5 protein-coding genes are annotated in these 13,623 nt (G+C 68.9%); all 5 read right to left on the bottom strand.

What is annotated here, in order from left to right:
- Positions 1–13 precede the first annotated feature (13 nt).
- The 5 genes from ACAG24_RS16085 to ACAG24_RS16065 are packed head-to-tail and all read right to left on the bottom strand — an operon-like array spanning position 14 to position 13,598.
- Entirely contained in the window at positions 14–5,104 is a 5,091-nt protein-coding gene (locus ACAG24_RS16085; protein ID WP_370473705.1) for a non-ribosomal peptide synthetase, read from the bottom strand.
- A complete protein-coding gene (mbtD, locus tag ACAG24_RS16080; RefSeq protein ID WP_370473706.1) occupies positions 5,097–8,018 on the bottom strand; it encodes a mycobactin polyketide synthase MbtD in 2,922 nt (973 codons plus the stop codon). The genes ACAG24_RS16085 and mbtD overlap by 8 nt, the downstream gene beginning before the upstream one ends.
- Positions 8,018–9,373, bottom strand: coding sequence for a beta-ketoacyl [acyl carrier protein] synthase domain-containing protein (locus tag ACAG24_RS16075; RefSeq protein ID WP_370473707.1), 1,356 nt, complete (start codon positions 9,371–9,373; stop codon positions 8,018–8,020). Before ACAG24_RS16075 ends, mbtD begins: the two co-directional genes overlap by 1 nt.
- Positions 9,370–10,128: a thioesterase II family protein gene (locus ACAG24_RS16070; RefSeq protein WP_370473708.1), complete on the bottom strand. Its 759-nt coding sequence runs from the start codon at positions 10,126–10,128 to the stop codon at positions 9,370–9,372. The genes ACAG24_RS16075 and ACAG24_RS16070 overlap by 4 nt, the downstream gene beginning before the upstream one ends.
- Positions 10,125–13,598 (bottom strand): non-ribosomal peptide synthetase, encoded by a 3,474-nt coding sequence (locus tag ACAG24_RS16065; protein WP_370473709.1) that lies wholly within the window; start codon positions 13,596–13,598, stop codon positions 10,125–10,127. The genes ACAG24_RS16070 and ACAG24_RS16065 overlap by 4 nt, the downstream gene beginning before the upstream one ends.
- Positions 13,599–13,623 lie beyond the last annotated feature (25 nt).

Raw genomic sequence — 13,623 nt, 5'->3', positions numbered from 1 at the left:
GGGGCGGTATCCATCAGACCGCGTCTCCGACGTTGCTCCACGACGCGGTCAGCGCGGCGAGCTCGTCTTCGGACAGCCCTGAAGCCGACATGGGTTCGTGGTGGACGTCCTCGCGCTGTTCTCCCTGTCCTGCACCGCAATCCACCGCGGTCGCGAGGGCGGCGAGCTCGGGATGCTCGAAGACCATCCGGGCGGTGAGCTCCAGCCCGCTGTCGCGGGCCCGCGCCGCCAGCTGGACGGCGAGCACGCTGTCGCCGCCGAGCCCGAAGAAGTCGTCGTGACGACCCACGTCCTGAGCGCCCAGCAGGTCGGTGAGCAGTCCGGCCAGTGCGCGCTCGGTGTCGGTCCGCGGCGGCTCGAATTCGACGGGCTCCGGCGCGGCCTCGACGACGGCGGATCGGCCGGCCACGATCTCCAGCCTCCCGTCGTCACCCCACCGGGCGCGGTCGCCCGTCCGGTAGAGCTCGCCCCCTGCGAACGGGCCGCCGCCGAGATGGAGATCGCCGAACACACCCACGGGCACCGGCATCCGCTCGCTGTCGAGCACGTGCACCTCGGCGCTCTTGCTCCAGTCCGCGGTGATCCGCTGCTTCTCGCCGGGGGAGGCGATGTCGACGTCGCGCAGCGTGCGGTCGGGGTTCTCGGCGAACGCGGCCAGCACGCGGTCGAGCCAGCCGGCAAGGCGCTCGATCGTCTGCCGGGTGTAGAGCTCCGGCCGGTAGATCAGATAGCCGTGATACCCGGTCTCGCCGGCGAGGAAGTTCAACGACAGGTCGGCCTGGGCGATGTCGAACGTCGGATCCAACGCGGTGAATTCGGTCTCGGCGTCGATCATCTGGGATTGCGGAAGCTGCTCGCGGACGTGAACGACGACCTGGAACAGCGGATTGCGGGCCAGTGTGCGCGGCGGGTTGACGGCCTCCACGATCTGCTCGAACGGCACGTCCTGGTTCGAGTAGGCCGACAGCGCCATGTCGCGGGCACGGCTGAGCACTTCCCGCAGAGTCGGGTTGCCGCTCAGGTCGTTTCGCAGCACGACGAAGTTCACGAAGAAGCCGACGAGCTGTTCGAGCTCTGCCTCGGAGCGCCCTGCCACCGGCGTGCCGAGCGGGATGTCGGACCCGCCTCCCGCCTTGTGCAGCACGACTGCGACCGCCGCCTGCAGCAGCATGAACTCGGTGATGCCGAGGTCCCGGCACAGAGCGGCCAGCTTGTCGCGCGTGGCGTCGTCGATGTTGAATTCGACGGCAGCGCCCTTGCCGCTGGGCAACCGGGGCCGCGAGAAGTCCCGGGGCAGGCCCGCTTCCGCGGGCGCACCGTCGAGCTGACGGACCCAGTACTCACGCTGCGGTCCGGCGATGCCCGCCTCGTCGCTGAGCAATTCGGCCTGCCACGCGCCGTAATCGGTGTACTGCACCGGAAGCGGCCCCCATCCGGGGCGCTCCCCGTTCTTTCTGGCCCGGTAGGCCGTCACCAGATCGTTGAACAGCACGCCACCCGACCAGTGGTCGCCGGCGATGTGGTGGATCACCAGTGACAGCACGTGATCGTCGCCCACGCCCAACACCGCGGCCCTGATCGGCCAGTCCTCTTCGAGGTCGAAGGTGTGCTTGCGTTCGCGGTCGAGTTCGGCCTGTAGCCACTGCTCGCCGTCACCGCGGGCACGCCGCACCGGGACATCGGCCACCGGGTTGACGATCTGGTAGGGCACGCCGTCGATCTCGCGGTAGGTGGTACGCAGAATGGCATGCCGTTCGACCACGTCGCGGATCGCCGCGACGAAGGCGTCGACATCGCATGGACCGGTCAGGCGCGCGGCGAACGGAATGTTGTTGATCGGGCTGCGGCCCTCGATCCGGTAGCCGAACCACGACCGGAGTTGTGATGACGACAGCGGTGCGGGGCCGTCGAGCGGGGCGGCCACGAGTCGGGGCCTCGTCGTGCCGCTCTCGCCGGCGGCGACTGTGTCGAGGTGTGCGGCGAGCCGGGCGACGGTCGCGTTCTCGAAGATGTCGCGGACCCCGACGTCGACGCCGAAACGTGCGCGCAACTCGGCGACCAACTTGGTCGCCAACAGCGAGTGCCCGCCGAGGTCGAAGAAGGAATCGTCGGCACCCACCCGGTCATGCCCGAGCAGGTCGGCGAACACGGCCGCCAACTGCTGCTCGGCACCGGCCCTGGGTTCGCGGAACTCGGTGGCTGCCAGGATCTCCGGCTCGGGAAGCGCGGCACGGTCGATCTTGCCGTGGGCGGTGATCGGGATCGCGTCGACGACGACGTATGCGGCCGGGGTCATATATTCGGGCAGCGCCGCGGCGACGCGAGCCCTGATCCGGTCGACATCCACGCCCGACCCGTCGGCGGGCGTGAGGTAGCCGACCAGGCTCTTCCCGAGCGTCGGCAGGTCGCTGACCACGACGACGGCCTGCCCGACGCTGGGGTCGACGCTGATCGCGGCGGCCACATCACCGAGTTCGATGCGGAAACCGCGGATCTTGACCTGTTCGTCGGCACGCCCGACGAATTCGATGTCTCCGTCGGCGTTGCGGCGCGCGAGGTCACCCGAGCGATACATGCGCGCGCCGGGAGTGAACGGGTCTGCCACGAAACGCTCGGCGGTCAGGCCGGGTCTGCGATGGTAGCCGTTGGCGACATGCGTTCCGCCGATGTAGATCTCACCGATCGATCCGCACGGAACCGGCTGCAGCGCGTCGTCGAGGATGTGGATCTGGGTGTTGATCTTCGGCTTGCCGATGGGCACGATGCGGGTGCCTTGACGCCCTTCGACCTTGAAGCGGGTCGCATTGATGACCGTCTCGGTGGGCCCGTAGAAGTTGTGTAGCATCGCGTCGAACGTGGCGTGGAATTTGTCGGCCACCTCGCCGGGCAGCGCTTCGCCGCCGATGGGCACCCGCTGCAGAGTCCGCCACTGGTTGACCCCGGGCAGTGACAGGAACAGGCCGAGCAGCGACGGCACGAAATGCATTGCCGTGATGCCCTCGTCGCGCAACAGGTCGGTGAGGTAGCCGATGTCGTTCAGACCGTCCGGCCGGTGGATCACCAGGCGCGCACCACATGCCAGCGTGCCGAACACCTCGGCGATCGACACGTCGAAGCTGGGCGAGGCGACCTGCAGCAGGCGGTCGTTCGCATCGACCTGATACTCCCCCTTGAACCAGACGAAGTATTCCGCGACGGGCCGGTGCGGTACCGGCACGCCCTTCGGCAGCCCGGTGGAGCCAGACGTGTAGATCAGGTAGGCGGTGTTGTCGGGCCGCAGCGGACGTACCCGGTCGCCGTCGGTGGGGTTGTCGGCGCGATAGCCGTCGATGTCGGCGAGCGGTTCGCGCACGATCATTTTCGCGTCGCAGTCGCCGAGGATGAACTCGAGGCGGTCCTGGGGGTAGGTGGGGTCGACCGGTAGGTAGACCGCGCCTGCTTTGAGTACCCCCAGCGCGGTCACGACCAGTTCGGGCGACTTGTCGAGCAGTACCGCGACGCGGTCCTCGGTGCCGATGCCCTGGCCTATCAGCCAGTGCGCCACGCGGTTGGCCGCCTCGTTGATCTCCTGGTAGGTGTAGTGGCGTCCCTCGTACACCACAGCCGTGCCGTGGGGTGTGCGTTCCGTCTGTTCCTGCACCAGTTCGTTGATCGTCGCTGCGGGAGTGTGGAATTCGAGTCCATAGGACACCTCGCGCAACCACGCGGTGTCCTCCGCGCCCATCAGCGCCAGTCGGCTCAGCGGCGTATCGGGTTGATCGAGGGCGCTGGTCAACAGCACGGTGTAATGGTCGATCAGCTGTTGGGCCAGGCCGGGTTCGATGATCTCCACCAGATACTCGAGCTCGGCGTCGATCCCCGTTGTGTCGAACTCGATCATCACGCCCAGCGGCAGGTGCGTCAGATGTGAACGCAGATCGGCCCTTTCGCAGGTCACTCCGGGCGGGGTGAACCCGAAGCGGTCGGGTCCACGGAATCCGAAGCTGACGCGTGTCATTCGTTCTGCGCCGTGGCGGCGGTCGGGGTTGAGTTCCCGGACCATCCGGTCCAGTCCGACCCGCTGATGGGCGAAGGCCCCGATGGCGGTGTCCCTGGTCTGGTCGAGCATGTCGCGGAAAGTCATCCCCGACTTCGGTCGCAGCCGCATCGCGACGGTGTTTCCGAAGTAGCCGATGACGTCCTCGGCATCGGCGGTGCGGTTGAGCACCGGTGTCGCCACGAGGAAGTCGTCGACGTGACTGTAGCGCTGCACCAGAACGCCGAAGACGGCGAGCATCACCGCATACGGTGTCGCCCCGGCGTGGTCGGCGGCCGCGATCACGCGCTGGGCGATCTCCGGGCCCAGGTGTGTCGCAGTGCGTTGTGAGCGCCAGCTCGTCGGGATCGCCGACCCGTTCGGCCCTGGAAGCTCCAGTGGCTCCGGCGGATCCGCCATCACGGTGCGCCAGTAGGCGACGTCCTCCTCATCCGAGGTCGGCGGTGCGGCAGACGGACGGGGAGCGGGCTTGAGCTTCTCGCCGGCGTAGGCGCGGGTGAGGTCGGTGAAGAACACCTCCCAGGAGCCGTCGTCCCACGCGATGTGGTGGGCCACGAGCAGCATGACGAGTTCGGTGGCGCCGGTCCGCAGCACCGTGATTCGCAGCGGGGATTCGGTGCCGAGATCAAAAGCCTTGGCGAATTCGCGCTGGGCCAGTACCTGGAGTCGGAGCTGACGGGCACGCTCGGAGAGTTCTGAGAGGTCGTGCTCGGCCCATCCCGGCACCAGATCGGGATGCACAGTCGGTACCGGGAAACCGGAATCTTCGTCGCCGACGGCGTAGGTGGTGCGCAGGATGGCGTGGCGCCCGGCCACCGCGTTCACCGCATCGCGGAGTCTGGTGACGTCGACGTCGCCGGTGATCCGGTACGACAGGCTGACATTGAGCAGCGCACCGCTCGGATCGGCGGCATGGACGAACCACATCCGCAGCTGCCCCTCGGTCAGCGCGGCCGGCTCGTCGACGGGCTCGCCCGCGGCGGCGCTGAGGCCGCGTTCGTGCAGCCTGCGGCGCAGCAGTTCGAGACGTCGCTCGTCGAGCTGAGCGCCCATGTCGATGTCAGTCACTCGAAGTGTCCACTTTCTCTGAAAGATCGGCGATCAGGTCTGTGCCGGTGATGCCGCCGAGCAGCGTCGCCAGCGGGACCGTCCGTCCCGTCAGCCGCTTCAGCCGCTTTCGAAGGTCCAGCGCGAGCAGGGAATCGACCCCGAGGTCGAACAGTGACGAGTCCAGGTCCAGCTCGGTGGCATCCACGTTGAGCACGACGGCAAGCTGGCTGCGTACCGCCGCGGGCGCCTCCATCCGCTGATCGCTGTCGGCCGGCGACGAATCGACGGCGGAGCGTTGCTCGTCCACGCCGAAGAACATCCGGAGCCTGTCCGGGTCCGCCGACAGCACCAGCGGATCGGTGGGATGGTCGTGCAGGCTGGTCTCGACCGCGATCTCGGGGTTCATCTGGCGCAGGCCGGCGCGCTCCACCCTCGCGATCTCGGCGGCGTCCACGATCCCGCTGCCCTCCCAGAGTCCCCACCGCATGGCGATGCAGTTCCTGCCGGCGGCGCGCAGCCGTGCCGCCATCACGTCGAGCATCCGGTTGACCGCAGCGTAGGCAGCCACCCCTTTGCCACCCCAGACGCCGGTCACCGACGAGCACAACAGGATTCGTGCGTCGTACCGGATCGGCCACAGCTCGGTCAGCGCTTCGAGTCCCGCGATCTTGGCTGCGGCCATCTCGGTCACGTCCGCGCCGATGACGTCCGCACGGTTGGCGAACCTCGCCGTGCCGGCCGCGTGGACGAGCAACGTGGCCTCGCCGTCGGCGTGGTCGGCGGCCGCCGCCGCGAGCTGCACGGGATCGCTGATGTCGCACGCGGGGGCGACGATCTCGGCCGCGAGGCCGTCGAGCAGCACCGGGTCGACTCCGCGGCGGCTGAGCAGCACGATCCGTCTGGCCCCGTGGGCGGCCAGGTATCGGGCGTAGCTCAGTCCGATCGCTCCGGATCCCCCGGTGATCACGACGTTGTCGAGGATGCCGGAATGCAGCGGCCACGGGGCAGCCGGCGGTGCGCCGTCGCCGAGCACGCGACGGTAGAGGTCGCCGTGGCCGCGAAGTGCCAATTCCCCTGTTTCATAGAGCATCACGTCGATCGCCGCGGTGAGGCCGGCCGCCTCACCGGTTGCCGGGAGATCCAGGTGATGGAAGTTCTGGTCGGGATGCTCGAACCCGACGCTGCGATGCATCGCAGCCAGGGCGGACTGGGCGAGATCGGCGACCGGATCGTGCTCGTGGACGTGCTCGGCGCCGGCGGTCAGCAACCACACGTCGCGGCAGCGGGGCCCCAGCGAGCCCGCATAGTCGAGCAACCCGTCATCGATGCCGCGGGCCAGCGCCTCGATCGTCGCGTGCACACCGGACTGTTCGGATGCCGGCGCTACCGCGATGACGACCTCGGCCTCGTCCGCGTCGGCCGCCGTCGCACCCGAGTGCCGCGTCACGGCATCCCGGAGAGCAGCGGAAAGCTCTGCTGCGCCGTTCATTTCCACCACAGCGACCGTCTTGGCCCGCGATCGAGGTCCCGGGCTGCGCGGTTTCCAGGTTTCGGCGGACACGGTGATGGCGGGAACGGACGGCAGCGGTTCGGGTGCGGCCCACAGGTGCTCGGCCCGCATCGGTGCACCGGGGAATCCCCGCATCGGTGCCGCTTCGTGGGGAAGAAGGTCGGCCCATCGATAGGTCGGGTCCGCCGCCGCGGCGGCGGCGATGTTCTCAGCGAGGGTGTCGGTGATCGGCCGGTCCCGGTGCCCGGAACCGAGCAGGAGGGCACCCTCCCCGGTTCCGGCACGTTCGAGGCCGTCCTCGACCGCGATCAACAGCGACGGATGAGCCGACATCTCGACATAGATGTCCGTGTGGGCCCGGATCGCGGTCTGCACCGCGCGGTCGAACCGGATCGTGTTGCGCAGGTTCGCATACCAGTAGGTCTCGAACCGGGTTCCGGGTGCGACGACGGCGCCGGTGGCGGATCCGATGAACTGCACCGGTGAGTCCGCGAACACCGATGCGGGCAGCGCTGCCACGAAACTCTCGCGCCGGGTTTCCATGGCGGTCGTGTGCGCCGGGAAGCTCATCGCGAGCTGCCGCGCGAACTGGCCGCGAGCGCGCACGGTGGCCACGACGGCTTCGACCGCTGTGCGCTCCCCCGACACGGCCACCGTCGCCCCGGCATTGACGCCCGACAGCTCCAGCCATCCGTCGGTGGCCGCGATGACCTCGCCGGCCTGTTCCGGGTTCAGTCCGAGCACCGCGACGCTGTGGTCTCCTGGAATGCTCGCGATCGCGTGGGAGCGCGCCACCAGGACGGCCACCGCGTCATCGAGGGTGATGGTCGCAGCGACGTAGGCTGCGGCGACCTCGCCGAGGCTGTGTCCGATGGTCAGGTCGGGTAGGACACCGTAGGTGCGCCACACCGCCGCAAGCGCGACGGAGTGCACGAACTGAGCGCTCTGGAGTTCGAACTGGGACACCGCAGCAGGATCGGCAGGGCCGGTCAGGAAACGCAGCGGCGACGGCAACCCGGCTGCGCGGAACGCTGCATCGAGCCGGTCGGCCTCGGCCCGGTATGCCGGCAATCGCTGGTAGGACTCGGCACCCATGGACGGCCACTGGCTACCCTGACCGGCGAAGACGAACGCGGTTCGCCCGGTCGTGCGGCGCGTGGACCGCGTGACGAGGGGATGTTCTCGCCCGTCAGCGACCGCCCGCAGGGCTGCGGCGAGCTCGTCGACATCTCCTGCCCGGACGACGGCGCGGTGGCGGCGGATCCGCCGCGTGGCCACGATGTGCGCGGCGATGTCGCCGGGCGCGGCGGGCGTCCGCCGAAGAAAGGCCAGGATCGCTCGCGCATCCTCGGCGACGAGTTCGTCGGCGTGGGCGCTCAGCGGAACCGTGACACGCCCGTCGGGCAGTCCGACAGGCCACATCAGGCCGCCCTGCCTTCCCCGGGTGCGTCCGGCACAGCGACGACGACATGGGTGTTCGTCCCGCTCATCCCGAACGCCGACACCGCGCCCAGCCGCACGCCCCCGATCGCGGGCCAGGGCATGAGTTTGGTGGCCAGCCGGAGTCCGGTTTGCTCCCAGTCGATTTCGTGACTGCGTTCGTCGACGTGCAGGGTGGCGGGCACGGCGGCATGTTCGGCGGCGAGCAGCACCTTGGCCAGGCCCAGCGCACCGGCTGCGGCCTGCGCGTGACCGACGTTGGATTTGACGGAGCCGAGCAGTGGTCCGCCACCGGAGACGCCCGAACCGTACGTTGCTGCCAGGGACGCGAGTTCGGTCCGATCACCCAAGCGGGTGCCGGTGCCGTGCCCCTCGACCATCCCGATCTCGTCGACGTGGACACCGGCGGTCGCGATGGCCCGCGCGAACAGCCGGGTCTGCGCCTCGCCGCTGGGCGCGGTGAGACCGACCGATCTGCCGTCGGAGTTGACGCAGCTGGCGAGGATCTCGGCAAGGATCGGCCGCCCGTCACGCATCGCCGCGGACTTGCGTTGCAGCACGAACATTCCCGCGCCCTCCGCCCACACCGTGCCGCTGGCGTGGGCGCTGTACGGGCGGCAGTGCCCGTCGTCGGAGAGCGCGTGCTGTTTGGAGAATTCGACGAAGTATCCGGGTGAGCCCATCACGCACACACCGCCTGCCAGCGCCAGATCGCAGTCGCCTGCACGCAATGCCTGCACCGCGACGTGCACTGCGGACAGCGCCGACGAGCAGGAGGTGTCGACGGTCATCGCGGGCCCGGCCAGGCCCAGCGTGTAGGCGATGCGTCCGGAGATGACGCCGAGGGACGTGCCGGTGATCAGATGGCCGCTGTGGTGCGAGAACTGGTCCATCTCGGGGCCGTACCGCATGTCGGAGGCACCGACGTAGCAGCCGGTGTCGTGACCGGACAGGTCGTCGGGGTTGATTCCCGCGCTCTCCAGCGCCCGCCAGCTCACCCTCAGGGCGACGCGCTGCTGCGGGTCCATCGCGATGGCCTCGCGGCGCGAGATGCCGAAGAACTCGGGATCGAACGAGCCCGCGCCGGCAAGGAATCCGCCGAGGTTGTGAATCTGCTTGAAACCGTCACGGCGTGATCCGTCGAGGATGGTCCGCAGCGACCAGCCGCGATCGTCCGGGAACGGGGTGAGGGCTTCGCGTTCTTCGCAGAGCAGGGTCCAGTAATCGTGGGCGCTCTCGACTCCCCCGGGTGCCTCGACTGACATCCCGACAATGACGACGGGGTCGTCGGGGCGAGCGGAGCGCAGCGGAGCGACGGGAGAATCCTCCTCGGTCATGTGCAACTCACCAGATCGGCGACGTCGTCGAGGTGGTCGTCGATGTAGAAGTGGCCGCCGTCGAACTGGGTGAACGTGAACACACCGTGGGTGTGAAACTCCCACTGGCGCAGCAGTTCCTGGTCGACGCGATGGTCGCTGGTGCCGCCGACGGCGTGGATGTCGGCGTCGATGCGGACGCTGCGATCGCACGTGTACCGATTGAAGGCGTGGTAGTCGGCGCGCACCGCGGGCAGCAGCAGCTCGAGAAAGTCCTCGTCCTCGAGCAGACGCGCATCGGTGCCGCCCATGTCGGCGATGTCGGCGAGCAGCTCGCGGTCGGTGGTCGGCGCCGGACGCGAATCCGCGACCGTCGACGGCGCCTGACTGGCCGAAGCCCACAGTTCGCGCACGACGATTCCGCGCTGGGCGGCCAGCCGCGCGAACTCGAAACCGACGAGCGCGCCCATGCAGTGCCCGAACAGCCGCAGCGGTCCCAGGTGAGCCCAGTCCACGGCTGTGAGCATCTCGGCGGCCAACTCGGCAACCGTATCGGGGGCGGGATCCCTGAGCCGTTCGCCCCGTTGCGGGTATTGGACGACGAAGGTGTCGACGCCTTTGGCGGACAAGGCGAGGGCGAAATTGCGGTACGCCGCCGCGGCGCCTCCGGCATGAGGAAAGACGATGGTCGGCAGGGATTCACCGTGGGACGTCTGCCCACCCGGGAATCGTTTGATCCACAGGGTGATGTCGAGTTGGCTCTGCCCGCCGATCATGGCGTGGTTTCCAGCGCGGAGAGGACCTCCGCGCCGTCCATGCCCGAGACCTCCAGGAAGAGCTCGGCCACCTCACTCAACCTGGCACTCGACCCCTCGTTGGTGGTGAGCCGGGCGGCGAGCGCCGCGACGGTGCGGGTACCGAAGATGTCGGCGACCGCCGCACCGGGGATGTCCAGCCAGGTCCGCAGCCGGGCGACGACCTGGGTCGCCAGCACGGAGTCCCCGCCGATGGCGAAGAAGTCGTCGTCGGCTCCGATCCGGTCGCGGCCCAGGACGGACCCCACGATCGCGCACAGCGCGGTCTCCAACGGGGTGGCGGGCGCTCGATAGCCGACCCCAGAGAGCACGTCGGCGTCCTTGAGCAGGGACGAGACGGCGACGCGGTCGATCTTGCCGCCGACCGTGTAGGGGATCTGGTCGGTGGTCACGATGATCTGCGGAATCATGTGCGGTGCAACGATTTCAGCCATCGCCGCGGCGATCTTCTGCGGCTCCAGTCCGGCCGCGCCGGTGTCGGCGCTGACCAGTGCAGCGAGGACATCGCGGCCGCGGTCCGCCGACACCACGGCGGCCACGGCGGAGTCGACCCCGGGAAGCCCGCGCAACGCTGCCTCGACATCGCCGAGTTCGACGCGGTAACCGCTGATCTTGATGCGATGGTCGGCACGCCCGACGAACTCGATGACGGCGCCCGGTCGATACCGGACCAAATCGCCGGTGCGGTACCAGGTCTTGCCGTCGTGTTCGACGAAACGCTGGGCGGTCAGGTCGGGTCTTGCGCAGTATCCGCGCGCCACGCCGCGTCCGCCGACCCACAGCTCGCCGGGAACCCAGTCGGGGCAGTCCTGTCCGTCTGCGCCGACGACCCGACACGAGTTGTTCGGAAGAGGGACACCGAGCGGTACCGACGTCCAGTCGGCGGGCAGTTCGCCGACCTCGCAGATGGTGTTGTGGGTGGCGGTCTCGGTGGCGCCACCGAGACCAGCGAAACGCATGCGCGGAGCGCGCTTTCGGAGTGTGCGCACCAGTTCGGGGCGCACCCAGTCGCCGCCGGTCGGCACCACGCGCACCGACGAGAGGTCGCCGTCGACCTCCGCGAGCATTTCGAGCCAGCCGGGCATGAAGTGCAGCACCGTGACGGCGTGCTGTTCGATGAGACGGGCCCAGGTATCCGGGTCGCGGCGGTGCTCTTCGTCCACGACGACGATCGCGCCGCCCGCCCGCAGCATGCCGAAGATGTCGAGGACGGACAGGTCGCATTCGAGGGTCGACAGCGCCAGGCAACGGTCGGCGGCGCCGATCTCGAAGTGCCCGTTGATGAATTCGACGGTGTTCATGGCGGCGTCGTGTGACATTTCCACACCTTTGGGTTCACCGGTCGAGCCCGAGGTGAACAAGATGTAGCCGAGCTCCGTGGGTTCCACAGAGGGAAGGGTGAATCCGTCCGCGCGGCTGCCGACCCTGATCGCCTCCGAAACGGTCAGCGCGGGAAGGGTCGTCGGCGGCTCGTCGCCGCAGACCAGCGCCATCCGCACCCTGCCGTTCGCGAGCATCCGGGAGGCCCGCTCGGCCGGGTGGTCCACACCCACCGGCACGTACACGGCGCCGATCGCGGAGATCGCAAGCAGCGCGATGATCTGCTCGAAGTTCTTGGGGCCCATCACCGCGACGGCATCGCCACGGCGTACACCGGCGACGTCCAGGCCGGCCGCCGCAGCGACAACCCGCTGGCGCAGTTCACCGTAGGTCAGGTCGCCGGCGCTACCGAACACCGCCGGCGCGTCGGGGTGCGTTTCGGCATGGCGGAAGAAACCGTCGTGCAATGCGTCGCCGCTGGGCGCATCGATGACGCCGTTCACGATGTCGCGCGCCGACTGCTGCTCCGGCGTGACGGCGGGCAGATCAGTTCTGTCCCAGGCGGATTCGTCGGCGGCGAGGCGTTCGAGCTCGGCGATGTGATAGGCGAACATCGCATCGGCGACGCCGGGGCGGAACGCGTCCTCCCGGGTATCCCAGTTGATCATGAGCCCGTCGGCGACCGGCGTGGCCTGCGCGTCGAGCAGCACCTGGGGGCCCTGCGAGATCGTCCAGACCGGGCGGCCGAAGTACTCGGTGACCTTGCCCGCGAACAGATCCCCGAGCCCCAGGGCGCTGGTGTAGACGATCGGCGCCAGAACCGGTGTGCCGTGATGGCGGGTCAGGTCACGCAGCACCGATAGTCCGGAATAGCTGGAGTGGCGCGCGGTGGCATGCAGGGTCTCCTGCAGAACGCGTGCGCGGGAGATCGGGGTGTCGGCCCCGGTCAGGTCGACGTCGAGCATCAGCGACGAGGTGAAGTCCCCGACGAGTCTGTCGACATCAGGATGGAACTGCTCGCGGCCGAACATCGGAAGGTTCAGCAGGAATCGGCGATTGGTCGACCAGCGAGCCAGCGTGCCGGCATAGGACGCGGCCACCGCCATCGCGGGTGTGATGCCGCGTCGGTGCGCGGCAGCGAAGAGCGCGTCGCGGGTGGCGACGTCGAAGATGTGCACGCGGCGGGTGCCGCGCCGCGGGTCGGCCTGTTCCGAACGCGGAACCAGTGGCAGCGCGGGCCCTTCGGGCAGGGTGGGCACCCGTTCGGCCCACCAGCGCCGATCCTCTTCGGTCTCCGACACCGCTTCGGTCAGCGCGGCGCGGTACTCGCGGTAGGTGTACCCGAGATCGGGAAGCGTTCCACCGCTGTAGAATTCGGCCAGATCCGACATGAAATTGCGGTAGCTCACCGCGTCTGCGGCCTGCATGTCCAGGTCGACGTGAAGGCGGGTCCGGCCATCGGGCAGCAGCGACAGCGAGATCTGCAGAACCTCGCCGTGCATGATCTGATGCGACTTCTCGTCGCGGATCTCTTCGAGCCGCACCTCGGCGTCTGCGAGAACGCGGTCACGCAGGTCGTAGACGGTGACGGGCAGTCCGCGGTCGCTGATGCGTTGGGTGCCGTCCGGCAGGATGTCCACCCGTAGCATCGGGTGGCGCGCGGCGAGAGCGGCCGCCGCGGACTGAAGCCGTGCGGGATCCACACCCTGCCCGTCGAGTTCGATGTAGAGGTGAGCCGCCACGCCGCCGAGTTGCTGATCGTCGTTGCGACCGACCCACAGCGCGTGCTGGATCGGAGCGAGCGGAAAGGTGTCACTGTCCGCGTCCGCCTCGGCCACGGGGAGCGTGGCGCGGGCCACCTCGGCAGTGGTCGGCGCCGCGGAGCCCGCGACGAGATCGGCCCACGCCGACACCGTCGGGTTTGCGGCGAGCGCCGCGAAGCCCACGTCGATGCCCTGCCTGCGCCACCGTCCGGACAACGACATCATCCGGATGGAGTCGAGGCCCGAGGCGATCAGATCGGCTTGCGGGTCGAGTTCGTCCGAGCTCACACCGAGCAGCTCGGCAACCTCGTCGCGGACCGACTGTGCAGTCGTCGACGCCAAACCCACCAACCTCCTCGACGGGCTAAACAAT

The sequence above is a fragment of the Mycobacterium bulgaricum genome (genome assembly GCF_041287165.2).
GTDB lineage: Bacteria > Actinomycetota > Actinomycetes > Mycobacteriales > Mycobacteriaceae > Mycobacterium > Mycobacterium bulgaricum.
This window is presented reverse-complemented; position numbering and strand designations above follow the sequence as displayed.